General features: G+C 72.5%; 25 protein-coding genes and 1 pseudogene. 11 read left to right on the top strand and 15 right to left on the bottom strand.

Annotation, left to right across the window (positions count from 1 at the left end; all coding sequences use genetic code 11):
- The first annotated feature begins 285 nt into the window (after nucleotides 1-285).
- A complete protein-coding gene (locus FR742_RS10260; RefSeq protein WP_148030734.1) occupies nucleotides 286-501 on the top strand; it encodes a hypothetical protein in 216 nt (71 codons plus the stop codon).
- A 124-nt stretch (nucleotides 502-625) separates the two neighbouring features.
- Here the strand turns inward: FR742_RS10260 and bla are convergent, their stop codons facing one another.
- Complete coding sequence (gene bla, locus FR742_RS10255) at nucleotides 626-1,531, bottom strand: class A beta-lactamase (protein ID WP_148030733.1); 906 nt, start codon at nucleotides 1,529-1,531, stop codon at nucleotides 626-628.
- Nucleotides 1,532-1,699: 168 nt separating this feature from the next.
- Here bla and FR742_RS10250 point away from each other — a divergent pair, with 168 nt between their 5' ends.
- From FR742_RS10250 to FR742_RS45685, 6 genes and pseudogenes are all read left to right on the top strand, one after another.
- Nucleotides 1,700-3,808 carry a hypothetical protein gene (locus tag FR742_RS10250; RefSeq protein ID WP_148030732.1) on the top strand — a complete coding sequence of 703 codons (2,109 nt, stop codon included), beginning with the start codon at nucleotides 1,700-1,702 and terminating at the stop codon, nucleotides 3,806-3,808.
- Nucleotides 3,809-3,946: 138 nt separating this feature from the next.
- A complete protein-coding gene (locus tag FR742_RS45695) occupies nucleotides 3,947-4,081 on the top strand; it encodes a hypothetical protein (protein ID WP_261808460.1) in 135 nt (44 codons plus the stop codon).
- Between the two features lie 106 nt (nucleotides 4,082-4,187).
- Nucleotides 4,188-5,828 (top strand): OmpA family protein, encoded by a 1,641-nt coding sequence (locus FR742_RS10245; protein WP_148030731.1) that lies wholly within the window; start codon nucleotides 4,188-4,190, stop codon nucleotides 5,826-5,828.
- Between the two features lie 242 nt (nucleotides 5,829-6,070).
- A pseudogene (locus tag FR742_RS46505) lies at nucleotides 6,071-6,364 on the top strand (ABC transporter ATP-binding protein); the annotation flags it as partial.
- Nucleotides 6,303-6,692, top strand: coding sequence for a hypothetical protein (locus FR742_RS45690; protein ID WP_261808459.1), 390 nt, complete (start codon nucleotides 6,303-6,305; stop codon nucleotides 6,690-6,692). The pseudogene FR742_RS46505 and the gene FR742_RS45690, both read left to right, overlap by 62 nt.
- 60 nt (nucleotides 6,693-6,752) lie before the next feature.
- Nucleotides 6,753-7,010: a hypothetical protein gene (locus FR742_RS45685; protein WP_261808458.1), complete on the top strand. Its 258-nt coding sequence runs from the start codon at nucleotides 6,753-6,755 to the stop codon at nucleotides 7,008-7,010.
- A 182-nt stretch (nucleotides 7,011-7,192) separates the two neighbouring features.
- Here FR742_RS45685 and FR742_RS10235 read toward each other — a convergent pair whose 3' ends face one another.
- The 10 genes from FR742_RS10235 to FR742_RS10190 form a co-directional block, all read right to left on the bottom strand.
- Nucleotides 7,193-7,420 (bottom strand): hypothetical protein, encoded by a 228-nt coding sequence (locus FR742_RS10235; protein ID WP_148030730.1) that lies wholly within the window; start codon nucleotides 7,418-7,420, stop codon nucleotides 7,193-7,195.
- 63 nt (nucleotides 7,421-7,483) lie between these two features.
- A complete protein-coding gene (gene rbsK, locus FR742_RS10230) occupies nucleotides 7,484-8,380 on the bottom strand; it encodes a ribokinase (RefSeq protein WP_148030729.1) in 897 nt (298 codons plus the stop codon).
- Nucleotides 8,377-9,705 carry an ADP-ribosylglycohydrolase family protein gene (locus FR742_RS10225; protein WP_148030728.1) on the bottom strand — a complete coding sequence of 443 codons (1,329 nt, stop codon included), beginning with the start codon at nucleotides 9,703-9,705 and terminating at the stop codon, nucleotides 8,377-8,379. Before FR742_RS10225 ends, rbsK begins: the two co-directional genes overlap by 4 nt.
- Nucleotides 9,702-10,844, bottom strand: a complete 1,143-nt coding sequence (locus tag FR742_RS10220; protein ID WP_148030727.1) for an ADP-ribosylglycohydrolase family protein — start codon at nucleotides 10,842-10,844, stop codon at nucleotides 9,702-9,704. Before FR742_RS10220 ends, FR742_RS10225 begins: the two co-directional genes overlap by 4 nt.
- Nucleotides 10,841-11,809 carry an ADP-ribosylglycohydrolase family protein gene (locus tag FR742_RS10215; RefSeq protein ID WP_148030726.1) on the bottom strand — a complete coding sequence of 323 codons (969 nt, stop codon included), beginning with the start codon at nucleotides 11,807-11,809 and terminating at the stop codon, nucleotides 10,841-10,843. Before FR742_RS10215 ends, FR742_RS10220 begins: the two co-directional genes overlap by 4 nt.
- Nucleotides 11,810-11,814: 5 nt before the next feature.
- Nucleotides 11,815-13,005 (bottom strand): ADP-ribosylglycohydrolase family protein, encoded by a 1,191-nt coding sequence (locus FR742_RS10210; protein ID WP_261808457.1) that lies wholly within the window; start codon nucleotides 13,003-13,005, stop codon nucleotides 11,815-11,817.
- Entirely contained in the window at nucleotides 13,002-14,312 is a 1,311-nt protein-coding gene (locus tag FR742_RS10205) for a sugar ABC transporter substrate-binding protein (protein ID WP_148030725.1), read from the bottom strand. Before FR742_RS10205 ends, FR742_RS10210 begins: the two co-directional genes overlap by 4 nt.
- Before the next feature lie 9 nt (nucleotides 14,313-14,321).
- A complete protein-coding gene (locus tag FR742_RS10200; RefSeq protein WP_148030724.1) occupies nucleotides 14,322-15,140 on the bottom strand; it encodes a carbohydrate ABC transporter permease in 819 nt (272 codons plus the stop codon).
- Complete coding sequence (locus FR742_RS10195) at nucleotides 15,137-16,048, bottom strand: carbohydrate ABC transporter permease (RefSeq protein WP_219548259.1); 912 nt, start codon at nucleotides 16,046-16,048, stop codon at nucleotides 15,137-15,139. The genes FR742_RS10200 and FR742_RS10195 overlap by 4 nt, the downstream gene beginning before the upstream one ends.
- Nucleotides 16,045-17,094, bottom strand: a complete 1,050-nt coding sequence (locus FR742_RS10190) for a LacI family DNA-binding transcriptional regulator (protein ID WP_148030723.1) — start codon at nucleotides 17,092-17,094, stop codon at nucleotides 16,045-16,047. Before FR742_RS10190 ends, FR742_RS10195 begins: the two co-directional genes overlap by 4 nt.
- 563 nt (nucleotides 17,095-17,657) lie before the next feature.
- Between FR742_RS10190 and mihF the strand changes: the two genes are divergently transcribed.
- On the top strand, nucleotides 17,658-17,963 hold the full coding sequence (gene mihF, locus FR742_RS10185; protein WP_101784984.1) for an integration host factor, actinobacterial type: 306 nt from the start codon (nucleotides 17,658-17,660) through the stop codon (nucleotides 17,961-17,963).
- A 350-nt stretch (nucleotides 17,964-18,313) separates the two neighbouring features.
- Here the strand turns inward: mihF and FR742_RS10180 are convergent, their stop codons facing one another.
- Together FR742_RS10180 and FR742_RS10175 are read right to left on the bottom strand one after the other, a co-directional pair.
- The gene (locus tag FR742_RS10180; protein ID WP_148030722.1) at nucleotides 18,314-18,961 is read right to left on the bottom strand and encodes a response regulator transcription factor; all 648 of its coding nucleotides are present in this window, start codon (nucleotides 18,959-18,961) and stop codon (nucleotides 18,314-18,316) included.
- The gene (locus tag FR742_RS10175) at nucleotides 18,952-20,199 is read right to left on the bottom strand and encodes a sensor domain-containing protein (RefSeq protein ID WP_148030721.1); all 1,248 of its coding nucleotides are present in this window, start codon (nucleotides 20,197-20,199) and stop codon (nucleotides 18,952-18,954) included. Before FR742_RS10175 ends, FR742_RS10180 begins: the two co-directional genes overlap by 10 nt.
- A 187-nt stretch (nucleotides 20,200-20,386) precedes the next feature.
- On the opposite strand from FR742_RS10175, the gene FR742_RS10170 reads away from it, so the two are divergent.
- The 3 genes from FR742_RS10170 to FR742_RS10160 are packed head-to-tail and all read left to right on the top strand — an operon-like array spanning nucleotide 20,387 to nucleotide 24,696.
- Entirely contained in the window at nucleotides 20,387-21,658 is a 1,272-nt protein-coding gene (locus FR742_RS10170; RefSeq protein WP_148030720.1) for an acyltransferase, read from the top strand.
- Between the two features lie 6 nt (nucleotides 21,659-21,664).
- A complete protein-coding gene (locus FR742_RS10165) occupies nucleotides 21,665-22,168 on the top strand; it encodes a GNAT family N-acetyltransferase (protein WP_148030719.1) in 504 nt (167 codons plus the stop codon).
- 29 nt (nucleotides 22,169-22,197) lie between these two features.
- Complete coding sequence (locus FR742_RS10160) at nucleotides 22,198-24,696, top strand: RNA helicase (RefSeq protein WP_148030718.1); 2,499 nt, start codon at nucleotides 22,198-22,200, stop codon at nucleotides 24,694-24,696.
- On the opposite strand, the gene FR742_RS10155 is transcribed toward FR742_RS10160, so the two are convergent.
- Nucleotides 24,693-25,154 carry a GNAT family N-acetyltransferase gene (locus tag FR742_RS10155; protein WP_148030717.1) on the bottom strand — a complete coding sequence of 154 codons (462 nt, stop codon included), beginning with the start codon at nucleotides 25,152-25,154 and terminating at the stop codon, nucleotides 24,693-24,695. The two genes, FR742_RS10160 and FR742_RS10155, sit on opposite strands and share 4 nt — an antisense overlap.
- Before the next feature lie 275 nt (nucleotides 25,155-25,429).
- Nucleotides 25,430-25,993 (bottom strand): hypothetical protein, encoded by a 564-nt coding sequence (locus tag FR742_RS10150; protein ID WP_148030716.1) that lies wholly within the window; start codon nucleotides 25,991-25,993, stop codon nucleotides 25,430-25,432.
- Nucleotides 25,994-26,038 lie beyond the last annotated feature (45 nt).

Here is a 26,038-nt window from a genome sequence, read left to right as displayed (position 1 = left end):
TGCCTCAACTCCTAGTGCCTCTGCGGCGGCCCACCGGTGCCGCAGGTGCGGATACGAGCTTCGTCCTGCAACCAGCGTTCGACCGTCTTGACGTCAACTCCACACCGGTCGGCCAAGCTCTGGTTCGCGACCTGGGCGTTCAGCATGGCGGCGCGTAGAGAGACGTTGGTCGCGATACACCTCGGACTGGAGGACGCCAGGGACGTTCTGAGCGTAACGCCATCACATCCCGGACGCCTGAATAACGTGGTGGATTCGTCACTCTTGAGTAAGCAGTCTTACCGCATGTCCACACCGGTAATTCTCGAAGACCTCCAGGTGACTTTTCCTGATTGGTGCATGTGGCGCAGTTCCGCAGGACGCCTGTGGGCGACCCGGAACGGCCGACGCCTGTCGCAGCACGAGATCCGACACGGTCTCTGCCAGACGATCGACGCTGACGACGTCGCCCAGCTCGCCGAGCTGTTGCGGCAGCAGGAGGCGGCGGAGCGGGCATTGTGAGCACGCCCGGCGCGTTCCCGCCCCGGCTGCGCGTGACCGGCTGTCCCGCGTACGTCTCTCCGAAGGGCTGCCGCACGGACTGTGCCCCCCTGACAGGGACGGCGTCGCGACTGCCCGGTGGCTGTTACAGCTTGCCGAGGGCCTTGGCCAGGGCGGTCGCGGCGGAGGCGATCACCTTGTCGTCGTGCGGAGTGTCGTCGTCGTTGCGGTTGGTGAAGACCGACAGGATGATCGGCGCGCTCGATCCGGGTGTCCAGACGATCGCGAGGTCGTTGGCCGTGCCGTGGTTGCTAGCGCCGCCGGTGCCGGTCTTGTCGCCGACCGTCCAGTCCTTGGGAAGTCCCGCCTTGATCCGGTTGGCCCCGGTGAGACTGGCCTTCAGCCAGCCGACCAGCCGCGCCCGGTCCTGCGCGTGGAGGGTCTTGCCGGTGGTCAGCTCGGCGAAGGTCCGGGCGGCCGCCGCGGGGGTGGTGGTGTCGCGCTTCTCGCCGGGCGCCCAGTGGGTGAGCGTGGGCTCCGTACGGTCCAGGCGGCTGGTCCGGTCACCGGTGGCGCGGAAGAACCGGGTGAGGCCGGGCGGCCCGCCGATCTGCTTCAGCAGGGTGTTGCCCGCGAAGCCGTCCGATTTGGTGATGCCGGCGCGGCACAGCTGGGCGGGTGTCATCCCGGTGTCGGTGTATTCGGTGGTCTCCGGGGAGTTCCCGGTCAGCTCGGCCATGTCGGCGGGCTTCCAGCGGATCACCTTGTCCATCAGCCCGGGGGCGCTGGTGCGCGCCTTGTGCAGCACCGCCGCGCACGCGAACACCTTGAAGCTGGAGTTGAACGGGAAGCGCTCGCCGGCCCGGTAGCCGACTGTCCTGCCGGTCGCCAGGTCGATGCCGACCGCGCCGATACGCCCGTCGTAGGTCTTCTCCAGTTCCCGCAGCGTCTTGTCCAGTTCGGAGCCGGTGGCGGCGCCCGCCCCGGGCGCGAGACCGCCCAGCAGCACGGCGACGGCCGATGCCAGAACCCCTAGTCGCAGTCGTGTCATGCCGAAAAGAAGATCAGAAACCGGCCGGGTCCGTCCAATAGTGGTATTGGGCTGGCTTTCATACCGGTGTGGATATCGTCGCCTGTACGGTGCGGGCTACCGAGCGAAATCAGACCGTTCGCGACACATGAGACGTGGACGGAGGCTGCCCTCTGTCACCGTTCCCCCATGACACGCATCGAGCTGGTGGAGCGGATGCGCGGCTCCGGGGTGCTGTGGCGGGGCTCTCTGGACGGGGTACGGCGGCTGGTGCCGCTCGCGGTGCCCGGCGCGCTCGTGCATGCGCCTCTGTCCGGGTTCGTCCTGCTGCTGATGGTGGTGTGGGCGGGCCGGTCGGCGGCGGTGGTCGACGGGCGGCTGGACCTGATCGGGGCGTCCGGCGGGGAACTGCTGGCCTGGACGGTGACACTGGCAGTGCTGGTGGTGCTCGCGCAGGCGGTGGTGTTCCCGGCGACCGTGGTGCTCGCGGCGGGGCTGCTGGTGGGCCGGCGGGTTCCGCCGGTGGTGGCGCTGCGGATGGCCGCGCGGCGGTTCCCGGCCATGTTCCTCCTGGTCGTGCTGGCCTTCGTGGCCTACACGGCGATCGTGGCCGCCGGGTCCAGCGTGCTGGTGGTGACCGGCCGGGAATGGCCGGCCACGGTGGTCATGGTGGTGCTGGGGCTGGTGGCGATGCCCGGCCTGCTGGCCGTGCCGTCGGTCATGCTGCACGGGTGCACGGCGCCGGGCGCGGTCGTCCGCGCCTACCGGTTGGTCCGCTACCGGGAACTGCCGACGGCCTGCACGCTGGCTCTCGGGGTGGTCGTGGTGCCCGTGGCGGTGGCGCGGGCGGCGGAACATGCCCTGGCGCCGCTGCCGGGGCCGCTGTCCACGGCGGGGTGGGCGGTGGCCGGGACGGTCCTGGCGCTGGCCGTGACGCCGGTCCAGGCGGCCGTGGTGGCGCGGCAGTTCCTGCACTGCGTGGCCTGGCGCACCGAGACGCATGACGAGGATCTGGAGCACGGCGTGCCGGCCGGGACGGCGCGGCCGGTCAGGGCGGCGCTGTGGCCGGTGGTGCTGGCGCCGGGGCTGCTGTTCGGCGGGATCGTGCTGGTCAACCCGTTCGGGTGGACAGAGGTCACCGAGACGGTGGTGTCCGGAGGCGAGGATTCCGAGGCCCGGGGATCGGGAGCCGGGACGCTGTCGTTCCGGCCGTGGGAGCTGCGGAGCGCGCACGCCGGTCACGACGGCGAGCTGAAGGTGGTGGTGGACGGGTTGTACACCGCCGGGGGCGTGCTGACGTGCGGCGATCCTTCGTGCGAGCGGGCCGGCCTCGCCTGGGCGGACGACGTGGCGGATCTCTCCGACAAGGCGAGGAACGGGTACGCCGCCGCGCGGCTGCCGGACGGCAGGATGGCGGTGACCACCTGGTCGGGGCCGCGGCTCAGGGTGTCACACTGCGGGACCTTCGCCTGCGCGGCGGCCCCGGGCGGGGCGGTCGTCGCGGAGGCGCGCGACCGGCCGTTCCACGCGGGGGTGGCGATGGCGGTACGACGGGACGGCGGGCTGGTCGTGGCCTTCGCCGACAGGGAGCGGGCGGACGACGGCGACGACCTCGTCACCCTCATCTCCTGTGCGGACGCGGCCTGTTCCCGGCCGGAGCCGACCGAGGCCGCGCGGCTGGCCCCGGCCGCGTATCTGCACGGCCCGCCCGTCCTGGCGGTCGCGGCGGGGCCCGGGGGCCGGCGGGTGGCCGCCCGGTTCGACGTCGTCACCGGCCAGATCCACGTCATCTCGTGCGCGGACGCGGGCTGCCGGCGACCGCGCGTGACCAGGCCGGTGCCGCCGTATCCGGCGCGGGACGACGCCGGGCTGCGCCAGGAGACCGGGCTCACGCTGGCGGTGCGGGCGGACGGCCGCCCGGTGATCGCGTACCGGGACGTACGCGACCGTGCGGCCAAGCTCCTGGACTGCCGCACCCCTGACTGCGCGCGGGCGGACGTCGTCACCCTGGACGCCGGCGACACGGACCTGGCCACCCCGGCGCTGGTCCTGGACCGGGCGGGCCGGATCCTGGTCGCCTTCCAGAACGCCGAGGGGACCCGGATCATGCTGGCGACGTGCACCGGGGGCCGTTGCACGAGCACTCCTGTGGCCAGGATCCGCGGCGGCGCCGGCGAAACCCTCGCGATGACCCTGGACGACAGGGGCAGGCCGGTGATCGTGTGGCTGGACTACGACGCCGCCCCGGAACCCGGCTGGGAACTGGTCATCACCACACCACTCAACCTCACCAACTGACCGGCATCAGCCGACGAGGCCGATGCCGGGGAGATCTACGAGGGGGTACGGGCCGCGAACGCCGGGCGCGACCCGCTCGGCCTCAACGGCCCGATCCTGGCGCCGGGGCTGGGCGCCCAGGGAACGACGCCGGCCGACGTGGGGCGGGTGTTCGCCGCCGCGCGGCACGCGGTGCTGCCCTCGGTGTCCCGGTCCTTGCTGGCGGACCAGTCGGGGTTGCGGGCGCGCGCGGAGCGTTACCGCGACGAGTGCCTCCTGCACCTGTCGCGCTGACCCTGGTTACCTGCTCACCACCGGCCAGGCCATGCCGTACGGACGCTCGCCGGCAATTGCGGCGAACTGGCCGCTTTTCAGAGATCCTCTTCTATAGAGTTCCCCGATGACTGACACCCCTGTGGCCCATGATGTCCGTGGGAAGTCACGTCCGCTGAGACTCAGCGCCGCCGCGTGCGCCCTGGCCGTGTTGACGTCCTGCGGTGTGCTGCCCCAGCCGGATCGCGCCGCCTCTCCGGCCGCGGACGCGTCGGCGCCCGCTCCGGCTGAGCCCGACACGCCCCAGCCCTCGCAAGGCACAGCCACCCCTGCCGCTTCCACGAGCCCCTCCTACAGCGATCCGCACTCCGACGCCCGCCGGCCCCTCGCCAGCGCCCTCGCCACCCACGCGGACCACGGCAAGCGCACCGTCCGGGCCGACCTCGTCGGACTCAACCGGATCGGCGACCATGTCGCGGTCCAGGTACGTCTCACCGAAACGGGCGAACGCTCCATGTACGTGTGGCACCACGTCGAGGACCGCATGGCAAGCGGGCGCGACAAGGACGACATGGCATCCGGCCTCGGCATCATCGACGCCGCCGCCGGCCGCCTGCTCATGCCGTCGACCACGCCTGACGGCGGCTGCGCCTGCACCGTGGAGGACGACTTCGAGAGGCCGTGGCTCGAACCGGGCAAGCCACGCACCTTCTTCGCGCTGGTGCCCGCGCCCTCTGGGGGCGCCACCTCGGCGACCGTGTACACCCCGTTCGCCCCGCCCTTCGTCAACGTCCCCATCAGCGACGAACCACCGCAGCCGCCGCCCAACCAGCAGATCCCGGACCCGGCAACAGCCCAGCTCACGCCGCTCTCCTATCCGGTGGAACTGCCCTCGGCCAGCCTAGACAACAGCATGGAGACGACCACGGACGATCGGCGGGTACGCATCAATCTCTCCTCCGACGTGCTCTTCAAGGTGAACAAGGCGGACCTGTCCGCGGGCGCGCGCCACGTGCTCGAACGCACCGCGGGCCAGATCGACGAGTCGGATGCCGCCGAGGTCGCGATCGACGGCCACGCGGACTCGACCGGCACCGACGCCATCAACCAGCCGCTCTCCGAACGCAGGGCCGACACCGTGCGCAAGGATCTCGCATCGCTGGTCACCCGGGAAGGGGTGACGTTCCGTGCGCGGGGCCACGGTTCCGCCCAGCCGCTGTACTCCAACGCCGACGCGGACGGCCGGCGCAAGAACCGCCGGGTAACGGTCAGTTTCGACCGGCCGGGAACACTGCCCGCGCCTTCCCCGAGCAGCACGCCGAGCCCTGTCGAGTCGGGGCGTCCCGGCGGTAGCAGCAGCACGAACGTCAAGGGACAACCCTTCACGGTCGAGGTCGACCCCATCCGCGTCATCGGCGAGGGGATCGGCCTCATGGTTTTCAGGACCACCAACAACGGCATCAAGGAGACCTGGCTGCACGACCTCAGCGATCGCCCGACGGCCCTGCCGGGCAGGGGCGGCATCGGCGGCGCCACGAACGTCGACGTGGTGGACCCCCGGGGCGAGACCCTCCACGGGGCCGCGGTCGTCTACGGCCGGCAAGGCTCCCGGCTCTACTGCCTGTGCACCCCCACCAAGTACAAGAGCGACCACCTAGCGCAGGAGACCAAGGAGCACTGGGCCGTCATCAGCCTGCCGCGGGACCCGTCGAGCGTGCGGGTCCGAGTAGCGGAGTTCCCGCCTCTGGCCGATGTGCCGGTCATCTAGACCGCCAGCCGCCGCGGCGCGTTACGCGACGAGTGCCTCCGCAACTGTCGCGTTCCGGGTAGCGACCAAGGAGGTGCGGCTGTTCGGCCTCGGGCCCTTCCCGCGCGGCCGGATGAACGCCGCCCGCCGCGCGATGGACCGCAGGGAACTGGCTGCTCGCCCTGCTGGCCGCGGCCGTCTCCGGCGGCGGGCTGGTCTGGCTGCTGGCCGGCGCCGCCGAGGGACGGTTCACCGTCGGGGACGTGTCCGTCTTCATCGCCGCGGTCGCGGGCGTGCAGGGCTCGCTCGGCGGCTCGGTCACCGCCGCCGCCTCGGCGCACCGGCTGCTGCTGTTCGGTCACTACACCGCGATCGTCAGGAGCGGCTCCGACCTGCCGGAGCCGGCCGAGCCTCGCGCCCTGCCGCCGCTTCGGAGCGGCATCGAACTGCGCGACGGCTGGTTCCGCTACAGCGACGAGCACCCGTGGGTGCTGCGTGGCGTCAGCCTGCGCATCCCGCACGGCTGTTCGACGGCGCTCGTCGGGCGCAACGGAGCCGGCAAGAGCATGCTGGTCAAGCCGCTGCGCGCGAGGCGCGATCCTGTGGGACGGAGCGGACATCCGGGACGTCCCGGCCACCGAACTGCGCGCCCGCATCGGCGCCGCCTTCCAGGACTTCGTCGCGTACGACTTCAGCGCCGCCGACAACCTGGCCGTCGGCGACCTGTCGGCGGCGAACTCCCCTGCCAGGATCGAGGAGGCGACCCGCCGCGCCGGGGTGCACGACGTGCTGGTGAGCCTGCCGCACGGCTACGACACGCTGCTGACCCGTATCTTCGCCGGCACGTTTCCCGAAGAGGACCCGCAGGTTGGGGCCATGCTGTAGGGCGGGCAGTGGCAGCGGGTCGCGCTCGCCCGGGCCTTCCTGCGCCGCGACCGCGACCTGATGATCCTCGACGAGCCGAGCGCCGGGCTGGACGCCGAGGCCGAGCACGACATCCACACGCGGCTGCGGCGGCTCCGGCGGGGCGGCACCACCCTGCTCATCACGCACCGGCTCGGCGCCGACCTCATCGTCGGCCTCGACGACGGACGGATCGCGGAGCAGGGTGACCATGACTCCCTGATGAGGGCGGACGGCCCCTACGCCCGCATGTTCGCCCTCCAGGCCGCCGGGTACGTCTCGCCCGCGGAGCTGCCATGATCGCGGCGGGGCTCGCGGCCGTGCTGTGGCTGCGCCGCCGCCAGGCCGGATACCATGCCCCCCGGGGCGGCTCCTGGGCGTGGTGACCCGCCGCCTGGGCGCCACTTCCTGACCCTGTTCACGGTCGAGGTCGGGCCCATCCGCGTCCACCGGCTACGGCATCGGAAAGACCTCCTCGGCGATCAGCCCGTGGGGCCGATGTCGGGGCGTTCCTCCTCGCCCTCGGCATGGTCTCGTTCCTCGGGGCGGTCCTCGTCGGGCCGCTCCGGCTCGTCGCGGGCCTCGGGAGGGTCCGCGGGGATGGGGCGGCGGGACTTCTCGGTGCTGGCGCCGGAGCGCTCCGCGACCACGTCGCTCTCCGCGCCGAGGCCGTCCGCCGCAGGGGGCGTGTCGCCGGGGTTCTCGCTCATACCTTCCCCGTGCCCTCACCTCATGGTTCGATGCGGGCGGGCCCGGATCCGATGGGGCCGGCGTCAGCCGGGCGCGGCGGCGAGCTCGGCGTCGATCTCGGCGCGGAGCGGCATCGAGGTGGACGCCCCCTCGCGCCGCACGGAAAGCGCCGCCGCCGCCGCGGCGAAGCGGAGAGCCTCCGCCGCAGGACGCCCCTCGGCGCGGGCCACCGCGAGCGCCCCGGCGAACGTGTCGCCCGCCGCCGTGGTGTCGACCGCCTTGACCGGTACGGCGGGCACGTGGAGCCGCTCCCCCGCGCGCGATCCGTACAGCGCGCCCTGGGAGCCGAGCGTGATGACCGCCTCCTCGACCCGTTCGAGCAGCTTGTCCAGGGCGGCGCCGGGGTCGGCGGCGCCGGTGATGCCGGCGGCCTCGTGCTCGTTGGGCAGCAGCAGGGTGACAGCGTCCAGCAGGGCCTCGGGCAGCGGCTGCGCGGGGGCGGGGGTGAGGATGACGGGCACGCCGGCCTCGCGGGCGGCGCGGGCGGCGGCGGTGACGGCCGGCATCGGCAGCTCCAGCTGGAGCAGCAGGGCCCGCGAGGCGGCGATGACGGCGCGCTCGGCCGCGGTGGGGCCGGTGACGGTGCCGTTCGCGCCCGGGACGACGATGATCGAGTTGCCGCCCTCGTCGTCGACCACGATGTGCGCGATGCCGCTCACGCCGGGCGCCCGGCGCAGCAGCCCGACGTCGACGCCCGCCCCGGCGAGGGTGTCACGCATCTCGGCGCCGAAGACGTCCTCGCCGACCGCGCCCAGGAACGTCACCGGGGCGCCCGCGCGGGCGGCGGCGATGGCCTGGTTGGCGCCCTTGCCGCCGGGCACGGTGCGGAAGTCGCGCCCGGTCACGGTCTCGCCCAGTTTGGGCGCGCGGCCGACGTAGGCGACCAGGTCCATGTTGGCGCTGCCGAAGACGGTGATCACGGGTGCATCAACTCCTGGGTGCGGCGGGCCAGCTGTTCCAGGCCGATGCCGTCGAAGCCGGTCAGGCTGCTGGCCAGGCTGTCGCGCAGCGCCCACTCGCTGGGGACGCCGCCGTTCAGCGCGCCGGCGATGGAGCCCGCGGTGGCGCCGGCGGAGTCGGTGTCCCAGCCGCCGGCGACGGCTCCGGCGACGGTGGCGGTGAAGTCGCCGCGGCCGTGCACGAGGGCGGCGGCGATGAGGGCGGCGTTGTTGATCGTGTGCACCCAGTGCAGGTCGCCGTGCCGCTCGTGCAGCAGGTCGACGACGCGCTCGAAGTCGTCCTCGCGGGCGGCGTCCTCGGCCGCCTGCCGGACCGCCCGGTGCAGCCGGGATCGGGGCGGCACCACCGACAGCCCCGCCTCGACGACCTCCTCGGCGGAGCCGGCGACCATCGAGGAGGCGCACATGGCGGCCGCGAACATGGCGCCGTAGAGTCCGTTGGCGGTGTGGGTGAGCCGGGCGTCCCGCCAGGCGTACTCGGCGGCGGTGCCGGGATCGCCCGGGTTGACCCACCCGTACACGTCCGCCCTGATCAGCGCGCCGATCCACTCCCTGAACGGGTTGCGGCGGGTGGCGGTCCGCGGGGGCTCGACGCCGTCGAGGAGGTTGCGGTACGCGACGCGCTCGGCGGTGAACGTGCGCCCGGCGGGCAGCTCGTCGAGCCAGAGCCTGGCCACGTCGTCGGTGGAGAACCCGCGGCCGTGCCGTTCGAGCACGGACAGGGCGAGCAGCGGGTAGTTGAGGTCGTCGTCCTCGGGGATGCCGTCGATGTTCTCGGCCAGGGAGTTGACGGCGCTGCGCCGGTTCCACGGCCACCGCGCGGCCACCTCGTCCGGCAGGCCCTCGGCGGTGAACCAGCCGCGGATCGGCCAGTTCCCGGTGGCCTCGGCGATCTCCCTGATGCCCGTACGCGGGATCTTCTCGACCGGCTTGCCGAGCACGCACCCGGCGGCGCGGCCCTGCCAGGCGCCCAGCACCCGGTCGTGGGCCGCTACGACGCCGCGCGCGGGCCGCGGCCAGCCGGGGCAGGCGGCGATGATCGCGAGCAGGTCGCCGGGCTCGTCGAGCGGCGACGGGAGGGCGGCCAGCTCGTCCAGGAGCTCCTCGGCGAGCGGGCGCAGCGCCCGCGCGCCGGGCTCGGACGCGCCGGCGCGGGGCGGGGCGTCGTGCCCGCCGGCGGCGTGCCAGCGCTTCGCGACCAGCGTGGCGTCCCTGCCGTCCTCGGCGGCCTGCCTCAGCTCGTGGCCGACCAGGTCCTCGGGCTGGACCCAGGTGAGCCGGATCATCGATCCTCCAGGAGCGCGGCGAACGCGGCCTCGTGGGCGCGGCGCCGGGCCACGTCGCCGGCGTGCACGCGGCGGGCGACGGCGGCGAGGGCGCGGCCGGGCGCCACCAGGTCGGTGCGGCTGGCGATGCCCACCCGCTCGATCCACTCCTGCGGGACCGCGCCGAGGCCGCCGAGCGCGCCGGCGATGGCGCCGCCCATGGAGGCGATCGAGTCGGCGTCGCGGCCGTAGTTGACGCCGCCCAGCACCGTCTCCCGGTAGTCGCCCTTGGCGATCACCAGGAAGGCCAGGGCCAGCGGCAGCTCTTCGATGCTGTGCACGCGGCTCGGCCTGCGGGCGCCGAGGCCCTGGTCGCGGTAGGTGTCGGCGACCGTGTCGTAGGGCCGCACGGCGGTGCGGAGCGCCTCGAACGAACCGTCCCAGTGGCCGAGCCCGCGAGCCGTCTCGCACACGGCCTCGATGGCGGCGCGGGTGCCGTCCTTGGCCAGCCGGATACAGGCGGCGACGACCGAGTCGGCGGTGGCGCCCGGCCGCATCGCCTCGGCCACCGCCGCCGCCATCACCCCGGCTGCCTCGCGGCCGTAGCTGGACTGGTGCGCGCCGGTCAGGTCGACGGCCTCGGCGTAGGCGGCGTCGGGGTCGCCCGCGTTGACGACGCCGACGGGGGCCACGTACATGGCGGCGCCGCAGTTGACGATGTTGCCCGTGCCGGCCTCGCGCGGGTCGGCGTGGCCGTAGTGGAGGCGGGCGACGATCCACTTCTCGGCCAGGAAGATCCGCTGCAGCGGCAGCGCCTCGGCCTCCAGCTCGGGGATCCACTGACGCTCGGCCATCAGCTCGGGCACCATGTGCTCGGCCATCGCGTACGCGTCGAGGTGGCCGCGCGCCTTCTCGTACACGCGGATGAGCGCGTGCGTCATGAGCGTGTCGTCGGTGATGTGGCCGTCGCCCTTGTGGTACGGGGCGATGGGGCGGGCGTTGCGCCAGTCGTCGTTGAACGGCGGCACGATGCCCTCGACCCGGCCGCCGTAGCGTTCCACGATCTGCTCGGGGGTCCAGCCCTCGGTCGCGCCGCCCAGCGCGTCACCGACCGCCGCCCCCGCCACGCAGCCAGTCGCCCTGTCTTCAAGCGGCGTCATGAGAGTCCTTTCAGAAGTTCGATGAGATCTTTGCCCGCCAGCTCCGGCAGGCAACAGCCGGCGAGCGTGCGGGCTGGTGTGATCCACCCCTCCGGGATCGCACCGTACCCCCCGCAGGCCCCCGTGAGCGCGCCCGTGAGCGCGGGGGCCGAGTCGGCCAGCGCCGCCAGGCACGCGGCGGCGGGCACGGCCCGGCCGAGCTCGCCGTCCGACGCCTCGGTCAGGGCGAGCGCGGCGGGCACGGTCAGCGCGGCGCCCACCCCGTAGCTGTAGACGTGGTCGAGCAGGGCCGCGTCCAGCGCGGGCACCGCGCCGAACGGGTCGCCCGCCGCGCGGGCGGCGGCCAGTGCCAGGCGGGCGTTGTGCCCGATGGCGGTGTCCTCCGGCAGTACGGCGAGCGCGGCGCCGACGGCCTCGGCCGCCGAGCCGGTGGCGACGGCCTCGGCCACGGCGGCGGCGACGGCGCGGGCCCCGAGCAGGCCGTCTCCGGCGTTGGTGACCTGGGCGTCCTCGTCCGGTGCCGCGCCGCGCAGACCGTAGGCGACGGCTCTCACGGCGGCGGCGTCGTCGAAGTGGTGCGGGTTGTCGTGGCCGCTGGCGGGCGGCTCGACGCCTCTGGCCAGGTTGTCCAGTGCGGTGGCGACCGAGACGCGGGCCCTGATGTCGTCGCGGCCGACGAGCGCCCGGAACGCGTCGGCGCGTGGCGTGCCCATGGTGAGCAGCGTCCAGGCGAGCCATTCCGCGTCGTCGGACGGGCCGACGGCCAGCGGCGCGGTCGGCTGGTTCAGCGCGAACGGCACCGGCAGCGTGGTGACCCGGTGCTCCTCGGCGAAGGCGTCCAGCTCCCGGTGGAGCCTGCGGCTCCAGGGGGCGTGCAGGGCGGCCCGATGCCTGGCCGCGGGCCAGCCCGCGGCGTCTCCCACGGCGAGCCCGATGACGGCTCCCGCGATCCTGTCCCCCGACATGCGTCCTACAGCCCTTCCATCCGCTCGTCGCCGGCATCCGGCCCCGCCGTTCCGCCTCCGGCCGCATCCGCGGATCCGCCCGGCCCCGCCGGAGGCCGTCCAGCCGCACCGGCAGATCCCGCCGGGCGGGGAAGTGCCGCCGATCCCGGCGTACCCGCGGATTCCGTCGTGGTTCCCCCGGGAGGCCCCGATCCCGCCGGGTTCTCGCCGGCACGGCCGGGTCGCGTCGCCCGGGTGCTCGCGGTTGCGTGAGCGGTGGCGAGGTCGTCAGCGACGTCCCGTATGTCCCGGCCCGCTACGACCGGCAGGCACTTCCCGGTGGCGGGGCCGATCCTGGCCGCCCAGCGCGCGGGCACGCCGCGCTCGCCCCGCGACGCGCCCGCGACGGCGCCCGCGATGGCGCCGATGGTGTCGGCGTCCCTGCCCAGGCTCACCCCGAAGGTGACGGACTCCTCCACGTCGCCCGCGCCGTACAGGTAGGCGGCCAGAGCCAGCGCCACCGCCTCGGGCGCGAGGTCCGTCCACGGGTAGTGCCTGACCACGACGGCCTCATGCAGCGCGACGGCCGGGTCGGGGGCGGCGAGCGCGGCGCGCGCCCGGACGATGTTCCTCGCCGTCCACGAGTCGGCGGCCACCGCCGACAGCGCCGCCTCCACCGCGTCGGACGGATCGGCCCCGGCCATCGCGGCGGCGACGGCCGCGGCGACCGCGCGGCCGCCGAGTATGCCTTCGCCCGACTGGCTGACCCGCCCGTCCTCGGTCACGAGCCGGGCCGCCTCCGCCGGGTCCCCCGGGCAGAACATCCCGTACGGGGCGGCCCGCATGGCGAGCCCGTCGGACCACCCGTGCTGGTGGACCAGCCCGGTCAGCGGCGGCTCCAGCCCGCGCCGCAGCGCCTGGACGGTGCCGAGCTCGGAGAACCCGGCCCCGCGCATCGGCCCGGTCACGGCCGGGATCACCCGCTCCCGGTACGCGGCCGCGACCAGCGCGGACGTCAGCCCGTGCCCGTGCTCGGCCAGCAGCCCGGCGGCGAAGATCGCGTACTCGGTGTCGTCGGTGCCGCCGCCCTCGATCTCGGTGAGCCGCCCCCAGCGGTGACGGATCTCCGCCGGGGTGAGGTTCTCGGCGGGCGCCCCGAGGGCGTCGCCGGCCGCCAGGCCGAGCAGACACCCCCGGGCCCTGTCGCGATACGTCACCGCTGATACCGCTCCAGCACGTCGTTGCCCTCCTCGACGAGCCGCTTGGCCGCCTCGTCCAGGGTGACCTTGTTGGCGAAGAACTCCTGCAGCACCGGCGTCGCCACCTTGCTCTTCCACTCGTCGTAGCCGTTCACCTTGAGGAACGGCGCCACCACGAGGTCCTTGGCGGAGGCGGTGGCGACGTCCCAGCCGTCCTCCTGGCCGGTGATCGACGGGTCGGAGGCGGCCTCCTGCGAGGTCGGCAGCAGCCAGTCGCCCTTGGCGAGGCGGGCCTGGTTCTTGCCGTTCAGGAAGAACGACATGAACTGGATGGCCTGCTCCTGGTGCTCGCTGTCGGCCGACACCGACAGGGTCTGCGACACCGCGCCCTGGTTCGAGGTGGTGCCCTTGAGCGGCGGCAGCGTCACCCACTCGAAGCCGTCGGGGGCCTGCTCGGCCACCTGCTGGCGCAGGTAGACGCCGACCGGGAGCATCGCGTACTTGTCGGCGAAGAAGCCGGGCAGTGGGTCGGCGGTGCCCATGCCGAGCGCCGCCGGGTCGGCCGTCTTGTCCTTGTAGAGCTGGTCGTGGATGCGCTGCAGGACCGCCTTCTCCTCGGGGCCGACCTTGACGGTGGTCTTGCCGCCGGCGGTCTGGAAGAAGGTGCCGTCGAAGTTCAGCGCCAGGTTGAGCACCTTGTTGACCGGCGACTTCATCGGCCAGGCGACGCCGTACGTGTCGCCCTTGGTGAGCTTCTTGCTCGCGTCGGCGAACTCGTTCCACGTCCACGGCTCCGCGGGCGTGGGCATGCGCACCCCGGCCTCGGTGAGCAGCTTCTTGTTGGCGATGATGACCTGCGACTCCTGGAGGAACGGCACGCCGAACACACCCTGGTTGCCGCTGCCGTCGTCGAAGGTGACGGTGTCCCAGGCGGCCTGCGGGATGTCGTTCTGCAGGGAGGCGGGCAGCTTGTCCTTCAGGTCGAGCAGGTAGCCCTTGGACGCGAAGCCGGCCAGCGCGGGCGAGTCGTCGTGGAAGACGTCCGGCGCGTCACCGCCCTCGAACGAGGTGACGAGCTGGTCGTTGACGTTGTCCCAGCTGCCCTGGACGTAGGTGACCTGAATCTCCGGGTTGGCCTTGTTCCACTCCTCGACGATCGCCTTGTTGGCCTCCACCGACTCCTTCTGCCAGGCGAGGCTGAGGAAGTCCAGCTTGACCGGTTCGCCCGACCCGCCCGAGGAGTCGCCGGTGTCCCCGCCGCCGCTGCCGCACGCGGCGGCCAGCGCGACGACCGCCACCGCCGCCAACGCGGATTTGATACGCATCTGAGCCTCCTAGCCCTTCACAGCGCCGGCCATCAGGCCGGACCTGAGCCGTCGCTGGATGATTGCGAAAAAGATCAAGCTCGGGATCGTCGCCATCAGCGACGCCGCGGCCAGCGGGCCGAGCCTTGCCACTCCCTCGGGGCCGGTGAACCGCACCAGCGTCAGCGGGAGCGTCATCACGTCCGGGTCCTTCAGGACCACGAGCGCGAACAGGAACTCGTTCCACGACGAGATGAACGAGAACAGCAGCGTCGCCACCACGCCCGGCGCCAGCAGCGGGGCGACCACCTTGACGATCGCCCGCATCCGGCCGGCGCCGTCCACCGCCGCGGCCTCCTCCAGCTCGCGCGGCACCGAGCGCACGTACCCCTGGAGCATCCACAGCGCGAACGGCAGCGTGAACGTCACGTGCACCGCCACCAGCCCGGCCAGCGTGTTGACCAGGTCGAGCTCCCGCATGACCATGAACAGCGGGATGATGATCAGGATGAACGGGAACACCTGGCTGACCAGCACCCATCCGAGCGCGATCCGCTTCAGCACGCCCTGGTAGCGGGCGAGCGCGTACGCGGCGGGCAGCGCGACCGCCACGGTCAGGAACGCGCTGGCCAGCGCCACGACGAGGCTGCGCAGCCCGGCCCCGACCAGGTCCTGCTCGCCGAACGCGGCGGCGAAGTTGGCCAGCGTCGGCTCCCGGGGGATCCAGGCGGGGTCCAGGCTGGCCATCTCCTGCGGCGTCTTCAGCGCCGTCGACAGCAGCCAGACCAGCGGGAAGCCCAGGAAGACCAGGTAGACCAGCAGCGCCGCGTACTGGGGGATCCTTCTCATGACGCCTCCCTCAGCTGCCGCCACAGGTAGACGCCGAGCAGGGCGAGCACGACGACCACGATGGCGACGCCGAGCGCGGCCGCGTAGCCGAAGAAGCCGTAGCGGAACGCCTCCTCGTACGCGAACAGCATCGGCAGCCGCGTCCGCCCGCCGGGCCCGCCCTGGGTGAGCACGTAGACCAGGCTGAACTGGTTGAAGTTCCACACGAAGTCGAGCGAGGTGATGGCCACGATGACCGGGCGGAGCTGGGGCAGCGTGATGTTCCAGAACCGGCGCCAGGTGCCCGCCCCGTCCATCGCGCCCGCCTCGTACAGCTCCCTCGGGACGGTCTGCAGGCCCGCCAGCAGCACCACCGTGGTCTGCGGCATGCCGCTCCAGACGCCCATGACGATGACGGCGGGCAGCGCCCAGGTGAAGTCGGCCAGCCAGTTGATGTCGGTGCCGAGCGTGCTGTTCACGATGCCGGCGTCTGGGTGGTAGACCAGCCGCCACATCAGGCCGATCACCACGGGCGGCATCGCCCACGGCACCATGGCCAGCACCCGGGCCACGCCGCGCAGCGCCAGCCGCTCGTTGAGCAGCAGGGCCAGCCCCAGCGAGGCGAGGAACTGCAGCGCGGTCACCGAGACCGCCCAGATCATCCCGACCTGCATGGACTGCCAGAAGTCGTCGTCGCCGAGCAGCGCGGCGAAGTTGTCCAGGCCGGCGAAGCTGGTGACGTGGTTCCTGCCGGACTCGGCGTCGGTGAACGCCAGCGAGATCCCGTACAGCAGCGGCCCGACGCTGAAGATCAGCACCGGCACCAGCGCGGGCAGCAGGAGCACCCACATCTCGCGGTTCCTGCGCGGCCCGCGCCCGCTCCGCCGGCGACCGGCGGGCGGCGCGGGCCGCGTCGCCGTGGCCGTCACGGCGTCCCCCTCTCCGCGCCGGGCGCCTGGTACGGTGCGGGCTCCTCCCCCGTCGTCGAAGCCCGTACCGCGAGGCGCGGCGGCACGGTCACCCTGCGGGGCTCCCTGTCGCCGTTCTTCAGCCGGTCGACCAGCAGCTCGGCGGCGGCCTTGCCACGTTCGGCCGACCCCAGAGAGACGCTGGTGAGCGACGGCCAGGAGGCCGCCGCCAGGTCGGTGTCGTCCATGCCGGCCACCGCCACGTCGTCCGGCACCCGCCGCCCGGCCGCGCGCAGCACGTCCAGCGCGCCGAGCGCGATCAGGTCGTTGGCGCACATCAGCGCGTCGACGTCGGGCCGCCGCTCCAGCAGCGCCGCGACGGCCCTGCCGCCCTCGGCGCGGTAGAAGTCGCCGATCTCGACCAGCTCCTCGTCGTACGGCAGCCCGAGATCTTCCAGCGCCTCCCGGTACGCGGCCCCGCGCGCGGCGCCGGGCACCGTGTCGGTCGGGCCGTTGACCATGCCGATCGTGCGGCGGCCGAGCCGGTAGAGGTGGTCGATGGCCAGCTTCACGCCGGTGCGCGAGTCGGCCCTGACGTTGTCCACGGGCGTGCCCTCCGGCACCGACCCGATGATCACCACCGGGGCGCGGGCCGCGGCCAGCATGTCCAGGTGCTGCTCGGTGACGCGCAGCGGGCTCATGATCAGCCCGTCCACGTACCGCTCCCCCAGGCTGTGCAGCACGTCGATCTCGTCGGCCACCACCGCGTCCGTGGAGTGCAGGACGAGGCGGTAGCCGGCGGACTTGAGCACCGGCTGGATCTGGCGCAACATGGCGAGGTAGGCCGGGTTGCCGACGTCGGCCATGGCGAAGGCGACCTGGTGGGTGCGGCGGGACTTCAGGGAGCGGGCGACGGCGTTGCGCACATACCCGAGCTCCTCGGCGGCGGCCATCACCTTCCGCACGGTCTCCTGCCGGGTGGGCAGGCCGTTGAGCACCCGCGACACCGAGGCGATGGAGACACCGGCGCGCTCGGCGATCGTGGTGATCGTGGGTCCGTCGGCCAAGGCTGTCCCTTCCGTGTACGTAAACGATTTCAGCAAAGAGACTGTAAACGTTTACTGCGTGTGCGCCATGTAACCCGCCCGCCACGTCCCCGGTCAAGTCACGATCCCATCACGCGCGACACGCCCGGAAAACAGAAGTGTGATGAAAACCACGCTTCAGGGGCAAAACCGGGCCTCGGGGGCATGACTCACCGGGTGCGCGGGCCGAGCGGGACGATCATCGGAGAGCGGGCGTCCCGGACCGGCGGGCGGCACCCGCGCGAGTCTCCGCCCGGAGTCCGAATCCGAGGACGTCATGCCTGGTCAAAGGCCCTTTCGGCACCATCTGACGCCGTATCCCGGCACATCGGGGCTACGGTGAGACGTCAAGCGTGGCCGGCGGCGCGATCCTCCGCGGCGGCGCGCCCGGGTGGGAGACGGCGTGCGGCGGAGCGGCCGCCACGGCCCCGCGGACACGTTGAGCGGCGCTTTCCGCTACACGAACCGCTGGTATCCGCCATGATTAGCCACTGCACTACGGGTAACAGAATCCCCGATCGTTAACTCCCCGAGGAGAACTACTGATGGCACTTCCTACTCTCACCCCCGAGCAGCGCAAGGCGGCGCTGGAGAAGGCCGCGGAGGCCCGTGCCGCCCGCACCGCCCTGCTGGCGAAGGTCAAGGCGGGCGAGCTGTCGTTCTCGCAGCTGCTCGAGCGCGACGACGACATCGCCAAGAAGATCAAGGTGTCGCAGGCCCTGCGCGCCGTGAAGGGCGTCGGCCCGGCCAAGGCCACCGCTCTGATGGAGGAGGCCGGCGTCGACGAGAAGCGCCGCCTCGGCGGCCTGGGCGCCCAGCAGCGCAAGAAGCTGGTCGAAGCGCTCGGCTGACCACCGGGCGGCCAGGTCCGCGCGATGCCCGCGCGGACCGGCCGGCGACACCGGGATCGGCCGGCGCCGAGGGATGCCGGCCGTCGCACAAAGGGGATGACCGGGCCGAGTGGGGGCTGACGGGCGGATGTCACCGCCCCGAGGCGGGCCCGGTTCCGGCTGGCGCGACCAACGGGCACGCCAGCTGCTCCGGCCCTCGCCGGGGCAGGCCCGGCGGTCGGCACGGCCGCCCGCCGCACCGGCACGACCACCGCCCAGGGCGGCCCCGGGTCGCGCCGCGGGGATGACACGCGCTCAGGAGCCGCGCGGCAGAGCGACGCGCTCAGGCGCGCGTCATCATCACAGCGCGCTCAGGACCGCAGATAGGCCAGGACGGCCAGGACCCGGCGATGCTGGTCGCTGTCGTCGGCGTAGAGGCCGAGCTTGCTGAAGATGCTCCTGATGTGCTTCTCCACGGCCCCGTCGCTGATGACGAGCTGCCTGCCGATGGCGGGGTTGGACTTCCCCTCCGCCATCAGGCCCAGCACCTCGCGCTCGCGCGGGGTGAGCGAGGCGAGCGGGTCGTCCCTGCGCCTGCGCACCATCAACTGCGACACCACCTGCGGGTCGAACACGGTCCCGCCCGCGGCGACCCGCCGCAGGCCCTCCAGGAACTCCTCCACGTCGACGACCCGGTCCTTCAGCAGGTAACCCACCGCGCCCCTGGCGTCGGCGAGCAGGTCGTCGGCGTACGACACCTCGACGTACTGCGACAGGATGAGCACCGGCGCCCCCGGCACCAGCTCCCTGGCCCGCACGGCGGCGCGCAGCCCCTCGTCGGTGAAGCTCGGCGGCATCCGCACGTCCACCACCGACACGTCCGGCCGGTGGGCGGCGACGGCCTCGACGAGGGCGTCGCCGTCGCCGACGGTCGCCACCACCTCGCAGCCGAACTCCTCAAGCAGCCTGACCAGGCCCTCCCTGATCAGCACGGCGTCATCGGCCACGACTACACGCACGGCACCTCCGCTACGATCACCGTCGGCCCGCCTTCGGGCGAGCTCACCGCGAGCTCCCCGTCGACGGCGCGGAGCCGGTCGGCCAGCCCGGCGAGACCGTGTCCCTTGGCGACGTGCGCGCCGCCGACCCCATCATCCCCGATGCTCAGCACCAGGCGATCACCGGTGTGCACCAGCCGGATGGTGCAATGGGATGCCCGGCTGTGCTTGGCCACGTTGGTGAGCGACTCGGCGACGACGAAGTAGACCGCGTTCTCGACCGCGGCGTCGTACCGGCCGGTGGCCCGCACGTCCAGGTCGACGGGGACGGTGCAGCGGCCGGCGAGGGCGGCCAGGGCGGGCGCGAGCCCTCGGTCGGACAGGACGGGCGGGGCGATGCCGCGCGACAGGGCGCGCAGCTCGTCGAGCGTCTCGCGGGTCGAGGTGATCGCGGACCTGATCGTCGCCTGGGCGGCCTCGGGGTCCTTGTCGAGCTGCCGCTGCGCACGCGACAGCTCCATGGCCAGCGACACCAGCCGCTGCTGGGGGCCGTCGTGGATGTCGCGCTCCAGCTTGCGCAGCGCGTTGGCCTCGGCGGAGACCGCGGCGGCACGCCCCTCGGCCAGGTCGTCGATGCGCTCCTGCAGCTCGGCCACGCCGGTGAGCAGCACGCGGCCGAGACCGGCGCGCAGCAGCGAGGAGCCGCGCACCACGAACGGCATGATCAGCAGGAACAGGAACCCCAGCGTCACGTAGAAGACCAGGTTGACCAGGTAGCCGTCGCCCAGGCCGAGCAGCTCGGGCAGCTCGACGTTGCCCGGGATGCGCGAGGTGACCAGGCCGTAGATCGGATAGGTCAGACCGGCCAGGGGCACCGCCCAGAAGACCGTGGTGAGCACGAACGACACCAGCGCGAGCGGGAAGTTCACGATGGCGTGCAGCAGGTCGAGCCAGGACTGGCCGCTGGTGAGCGGGTTGATGATCCGGCGGAAGCGGCCGGCGCCCGGCGGCGGCGCCTTGTAGCGGGGGCGTACGGGCGGGCGCTTGAGCACGTCGGAGAGCCAGCCGCGCTCCGCGTCGGCGAACAGGCGGGCGGCCAGCATCGTCCCGGCCAGCACCGGCACGCCGATCCACACGACCATGCCGCCGAGGCCCGCGGCCAGCCCGGCGATCGAGATCACGAAGGCGAGCGCCGTCGCGGGGAACCCCACGAGCGTGTAGCGGGTGTCCAGCAGAACCCGCCTTGTCAGGGAGCGCATGCCCCAAACGCTAAGGCCCCCGCGTGCCCTTTTCGACCCGGTCTGCCGGTGTCAGGGGGTGGGGACAGCCCTACCCCCGGCGGTCCTGCCGGCCTGCCCGGAAGACGGTGGCGCGCGTCAGTGTGCCCGGGAGCCGCCGACGGAAGCCTTGAACCCATCGTTCCCCCGATGAATCGAGGCATCCCCGATGACCGTCCTGCTGGAGCGGCCGCGCACCGCGCCGCCCGCCGCACGCGATCCGTTCATCGACGTCCTGCGGGTGCTCGGCATGGCGCTGGTGGTGCTGCAGCACTGGACCATCCCGGTGCTCGGCTTCGACGGCGCCCGGCTGACCACCGGCAACGCGCTGGCCACGCCGGGCGTGTGGGTGGTGACGTGGATCAGCCAGGTGATGCCGCTGGTGTTCTTCGCGGGCGGGGCGGCGAACGCGATCAGCTTCCGCCGTTCCGCCGCCGGCGGGCCGCGCTGGCTGACGGGCCGGCTCCGGCGGCTGGCCTGGCCGCTGCTGCCGCTGGCCGCGGTCTGGATCCCGCTGCCGCACCTGCTGCTCGCGCTGGGCGTGCCCGAGCAGCCGCTGCAGGTGGGGGCCCGGCTGACGGGCCAGCTGCTGTGGTTCCTCGCCGTCTACCTGATCGCCGTGGTCGCGACCCCGTACCTGCTGGACCTGCACGAGCGGTACGGTGCGCGCGTGCCGATGGCGCTGGCCGCCGGGGCGGTACTAACGGACGTGGCCCGGTTCGCGTCCGGGATCGACGCGGCCGGCTACCTGAACGTGCTCTTCGTGTGGCTGGCGGTGCACCAGCTCGGGTTCCTGTACGCGGACGGGCGGCTGGCGCGGCCGGGCCTGATGGCGGCCTGCGGGTACGGGGCGGCGGCGCTGCTGGTCGCGTTCGGCCCGTACCCGGGCAGCATGATCGGGCTGCCCGGCGCCGAGACCTCGAACATGGCGCCGCCCACGCTGCCGATCATGGCCGTCGGGTTCGGGCAGGTGGGGCTGGCCGTCCTGCTGCGGGAGCGGATCCTGCGGCTGCCGCTGCGCCGCCTGCTCGCCTGGGCGGGGCCGCGGATGATGACCGCGTACCTGTGGCACATGCCAGCGCTGTTCGCGGTGACGGGCGTGGTCGTGGTGGGGCTGGGCGTGCCCACGCCCGAACCCGGCGGCGGGGACTGGTTCGCGGGGTGGCCGCTCTGGTTCGGGCTGCTGTGCCTGGTGCTGTGGCCGCTGATGCGGTGGTTCGCCCGGTACGAGGAGCCGCCCGCGTTCGCGTACGGGATCGCCGGCTGGGGCATCGCGCTGGCGGCGGCCGCGCTGGTCGGCGGCGGGCTGCTGACGCTGACCGTCGCGGGGTTCGCGCCGGGGGCGGCGCCGGTGGCGGCGGTCGCGGCGATCGCGGGCGGGCTGTGGCTGACGAGGGTGAGCGCGCCGAAACGCGACCGTCATCTCGCCGGGGCAGAATGACACGCCATGACGACCATCCGCCCGCCGGTCGAGTCCGATCTGCCCGCCGTCGCCGCGGTCTACGCCCACTACGTCACCGAGACCGTCGCCACCTTCGACGAGACGCCGCCGACCGTGGACGAGTGGCGGGCGAAGGCGGCGGCGATCACCGGGGCGGGGCTGCCGTTCCTGGTGGCCGAGGAGGACGGCGAGGTGCTCGGGTTCGCCTACGCAACCCGCTACCGGCCCAAGCCCGCCTACCGGCACACGCTGGAGGACACCGTCTACCTCGCGCCCGGGGCGACCGGGCGCGGGCTCGGCGGGATGCTGCTGGCCGAGCTGATCGCCGCCGCCCGGCAGGCCGGCGCACACCAGCTCGTCGCGGTCGTCGCGGGCAGCGGCGACGAGACGGCGTCGCTCAACCTGCACGCCGCCTTCGGGTTCGTGGAGGCGGGCCGGCTGCGCCGGGTGGGGTTCAAACACGGCCGCTGGATCGACACCACGCTGCTCCAACTCGGCCTGGGGTCCTAGCATCCCGCAGACTTCGGCAGGATAGAGGTGTGAGCCTTCTCATCGACCGCCTGCCCGACGAGATCGACGCCGATCCCGACACCATCTACGAAGCGTTCGCCTCCTGGAACGCCGAGAGGGGGCTCACGCTCTATCCCGCCCAGGAGGAGGCGCTGATCGAGGTGGTCTCGGGCAGCAACCTGATCCTGGCCACCCCCACCGGCTCCGGCAAGAGCCTGGTCGCCGCTGGCGCCCACTTCACCGCCCTGACCCGCGACCAGCGGACCTTCTACACCGCGCCCATCAAGGCGCTGGTGTCGGAGAAGTTCTTCGACCTGTGCGCCGTCTTCGGCACCGAGAACGTCGGCATGATGACCGGCGACGCCAGCGTCAACCCGGGCGCGCCGATCATCTGCTGCACCGCCGAGATCCTGGCCAACGTGGCGCTGCGCGACGGCGCCAGGGCCGACATCGGCCAGGTGGTGATGGACGAGTTCCACTTCTACGCCGAGCCCGACCGCGGCTGGGCCTGGCAGGTGCCGCTGCTGGAGCTGCCGCACGTGCAGTTCGTCCTGATGTCGGCGACGCTCGGCGACGTGTCCATGTTCGAGCGCGACCTGACCCGGCGCACCGGCCGCCCGACGGCCGTGGTCAAGAACGCCGAGCGGCCCGTCCCGCTGGTCTACTCCTACCGGATGACACCGCTGCACGAGACGCTCGAGGAGATGCTGTCCACCTCCCAGGCCCCCGTCTACGTGGTCCACTTCACGCAGGCGGCCGCCATGGAGCGGGCCCAGTCGCTGATGAGCATCAACATGTGCACCAAGGCCGAGAAGGAAGCGATCGCCACGATGATCGGCGGCTTCCGGTTCACCACGCGCTTCGGCCGCGCCCTGTCGAGGCTGGTCCGCCACGGCATCGGCGTCCACCACGCGGGCATGCTGCCCAAGTACCGGCGGCTGGTCGAGCGGCTGGCCCAGGCAGGGCTGCTCAAGGTCATCTGCGGCACCGACACGCTCGGCGTCGGCGTCAACGTGCCGATCCGCACGGTGCTGTTCACCGCGCTGTCCAAGTACGACGGCAACAAGGTGCGGCGGCTGCGCGCCCGCGAGTTCCACCAGATCGCCGGCCGGGCGGGCCGCGCCGGGTTCGACACCATCGGTTACGTCGCCTGCCAGGCCCCCGAGCACGACATCGAGAACGCCCGCGCGCTGGCCAAGATCGGCGACGACCCGAAGCGGCGGCGCGGCTACGCCCGCAAGAAGCCGCCGGAGGGGTTCGTCGGCTGGAGCGAGGAGACGTTCCAGAAGCTCCAGCAGGCCGAGCCCGAGCCGCTCCAGTCCCGGTTCAAGGTGAGCAACGCGATGCTGCTGGCCGTCATCAACCGGCCCGGCGACTGCTTCCAGGCGATGAAGCACCTGCTGACCGACAACCACGAAGACCGCAAGTGGCAGCGGCGGCACATCAGCCAGGCCATCGCGATCTACCGGTCGCTGCTGGCCGGCGGCGTCGTCGAGCAGCTCCGCGAGCCCGACGAGCAGGGCCGCCGCGCCCGGCTGACCATCGAGCTGCAGGAGGACTTCGCGCTCAACCAGGCGCTGTCGACGTTCGCGCTGGCCGCCTTCGAGCTGCTCGACCGCGAGTCGCCCGGTTACGCCCTCGACATGGTGTCGATCGTCGAGTCCATCCTGGACGACCCGCGCCAGATCCTGTCGGCCCAGCTGAAGAAGGCGCGCGGCGAGGCCGTCGCCGAGATGAAGGCCGACGGCGTCGAGTACGAGGAGCGCATGGAGGCGCTCGCCGAGATCATGTACCCGATGCCGCTGGAGGACCTGCTGCTCGGCGCGTACGAGACCTACCGGCGCGGCCACCCGTGGGTCGGCGACTACACCGTCAGCCCCAAGTCCGTGGTCCGCGACCTGTACGAGCGGGCGATGACGTTCAGCGAGTACATCCAGTTCTACGAGCTGGCCCGCTCCGAGGGCACCGTGCTGCGCTACCTGGCCGACGCCTACCGCACGCTCTCGCGTACCGTCCCCGAGCACCTGAAGACCGAGGAGTTCGTCGACCTGATCGAGTGGCTCGGCGAGCTGGTGCGCCAGGTCGACTCCAGCCTGATCGACGAGTGGGAGAAGCTCGCCAACCCCGGCGAGGCGCTGGAGCGGCGCGACCAGCTGGAGACCAAGGTGCGCCCGGTCACCGGCAACCCTCGGGCGTTCCGGGTGCTGGTGCGCAACGCCATGTTCCGGCTCGCCGAGCTGTGCGCGCTGGAGAAGGAGGCGGAGCTGGAGGAGCTCGCTCCCGACGTCGACTGGGGCGCCGCGCTCGACGCCTACTACGACGAGCACGAGGAGATCCTCACCGACGCCGACGCCCGCGGGCCGGCGCTGCTGCGCATCGAGGAGGAGCCCGGCGTGTGGAAGGTCCGCCAGACGGTGAAGGACCCCGCGGGCGACGGCGACTGGGGCATCGACGCCCAGGTCGACCTGACGGCGTCCGACGAGGAGGGCCACGCCGTCATCCACGTGCAGGGGCTCAACCGGCTCTAGGAAGTCAGCGCCCTCGTCATGAACACGCTGTTGGGGTCGGGGCGGTAGTCCGCGAACGGCTCGCAGAAGGTGAAGCCGAATTTCTCGTACAGCCGCCGCGCCGGCAGGTAGAACTCGGCGGAGCCGGTTTCGAGGCTCAGCCGCCGGATCCCCATCCGCTCCGCCTCGGCGATGATGTGGGCGAGCAGGAAGGACGCCACGCCACCGCGCTTGCGGGCGGTGGCGGTGCGCATGGACTTGAGCTCGGCGTGTCCGGGGTCGAGCCGCTTGATCGCGCCGCAGCCGACCAGCGTGCCGTCGTCCCACACGGACCAGAACGTGATCTCGGGGCGGCGCAGGCCGTCGAGGTCGAGGGCGTGTTTGCTCTCGGGCGGCGTGGTGGACAACATCTCTCTGACGTGCTCGTCCAGGAATTTGGCGATCTCGTCGCCGGTGAGGTCGTCGACCACGATCTCCATTTTTGCCGCCCCCTCCGCTCGCCGATTGACGGTACATCTCCCGCGTTAAGGGGATGTTTCGGCGTTTTCACGGAGGGAGACTCTCTCCCCGGGGTCCTGGGCTGGCCCCCGCGAAGAGCAGCCCCGGCTCCCGGCGGGGAAAGAAAAAGCCGTGTGCCGGAATGGACTGGCAAGGGCATTCCGGCACACGCCTGTTAATTCATAATCGCTTCACGATGTTCGGCGTCTCGTCATGACAATGTCCCAAGATCGTGACATTTCGCCTTCCGGGCCTCTCAGCAGGCGGCAATCCTGCAGATCTTGCCCAGCATCTTCTTGCTGTCCTTGATCTGCATCTTGAAGTCCGAGGTGGCGGGCTTGCTCCACTCCCCCGCGACTGTGTAGATCACCAGCGCGTTCGCGCGCCGCGTCACGATGCCGCGCTCGCCGCCGATGGCCACCCGCCTGCCGCTGTAGGCCTGGCCGGTGACGGCGATCGACTCGTCGCCGAGCTTCACCCGCTTGCCCGTGAACCGGTAGCTCTTGGTGCCGCAGGCGGAGACCGCGGAACGGATGTCCCGCATCGCCTTCTCGGCCCCGGCCTTCGAGGTGTAGAGGATCACCTGCTCGGACTTCGAGTAGTCGGGCACGGCCGTGTAGATGAGGGTCTTGGCGGCCTTCCGGCCGGACCGGGCGAGCGTGGCCCTGTCACACGGGTTGACGACGAGCCGCGCGGCGGTCCGACCGCTCACCGCCCAGCTGTGCTCGGGGTTGTCATCCTTCTTGGCGGCCGCCTTCTCGTACAGCATGAAACCGTCGGGAATGGCGACCGCTGCGGCTAACAGGAGTATGGAGATCATGGTCCCCGATGGTACGAGCCGCCGATGCAGGGATTCTTGCAGCCC

Source organism: Nonomuraea sp. C10 (assembly GCF_008017515.1).
Taxonomy (GTDB): Bacteria; Actinomycetota; Actinomycetes; order Streptosporangiales; family Streptosporangiaceae; genus Nonomuraea; species Nonomuraea ferruginea.
The sequence above is the reverse complement of the archived record's forward strand: the minus strand, read 5'-3'. Positions and strand labels throughout refer to the sequence as shown.

Coding starts and splice junctions, on each gene's coding strand:
- FR742_RS10260 (WP_148030734.1), top strand. CDS start 286: ATGTCCACACCGGTAATTCTCGAAGACCTCCAGGTGACTTTTCCTGAT.
- bla (WP_148030733.1), bottom strand. CDS start 1,531: ATGACACGACTGCGACTAGGGGTTCTGGCATCGGCCGTCGCCGTGCTG.
- FR742_RS10250 (WP_148030732.1), top strand. CDS start 1,700: ATGACACGCATCGAGCTGGTGGAGCGGATGCGCGGCTCCGGGGTGCTG.
- FR742_RS10245 (WP_148030731.1), top strand. CDS start 4,188: ATGACTGACACCCCTGTGGCCCATGATGTCCGTGGGAAGTCACGTCCG.
- FR742_RS45685 (WP_261808458.1), top strand. CDS start 6,753: ATGATCCTCGACGAGCCGAGCGCCGGGCTGGACGCCGAGGCCGAGCAC.
- FR742_RS10235 (WP_148030730.1), bottom strand. CDS start 7,420: ATGAGCGAGAACCCCGGCGACACGCCCCCTGCGGCGGACGGCCTCGGC.
- FR742_RS10225 (WP_148030728.1), bottom strand. CDS start 9,705: ATGATCCGGCTCACCTGGGTCCAGCCCGAGGACCTGGTCGGCCACGAG.
- FR742_RS10220 (WP_148030727.1), bottom strand. CDS start 10,844: ATGACGCCGCTTGAAGACAGGGCGACTGGCTGCGTGGCGGGGGCGGCG.
- FR742_RS10215 (WP_148030726.1), bottom strand. CDS start 11,809: ATGTCGGGGGACAGGATCGCGGGAGCCGTCATCGGGCTCGCCGTGGGA.
- FR742_RS10205 (WP_148030725.1), bottom strand. CDS start 14,312: ATGCGTATCAAATCCGCGTTGGCGGCGGTGGCGGTCGTCGCGCTGGCC.
- FR742_RS10200 (WP_148030724.1), bottom strand. CDS start 15,140: ATGAGAAGGATCCCCCAGTACGCGGCGCTGCTGGTCTACCTGGTCTTC.
- mihF (WP_101784984.1), top strand. CDS start 17,658: ATGGCACTTCCTACTCTCACCCCCGAGCAGCGCAAGGCGGCGCTGGAG.
- FR742_RS10175 (WP_148030721.1), bottom strand. CDS start 20,199: ATGCGCTCCCTGACAAGGCGGGTTCTGCTGGACACCCGCTACACGCTC.
- FR742_RS10170 (WP_148030720.1), top strand. CDS start 20,387: ATGACCGTCCTGCTGGAGCGGCCGCGCACCGCGCCGCCCGCCGCACGC.
- FR742_RS10165 (WP_148030719.1), top strand. CDS start 21,665: ATGACGACCATCCGCCCGCCGGTCGAGTCCGATCTGCCCGCCGTCGCC.
- FR742_RS10155 (WP_148030717.1), bottom strand. CDS start 25,154: ATGGAGATCGTGGTCGACGACCTCACCGGCGACGAGATCGCCAAATTC.
- FR742_RS10150 (WP_148030716.1), bottom strand. CDS start 25,993: ATGATCTCCATACTCCTGTTAGCCGCAGCGGTCGCCATTCCCGACGGT.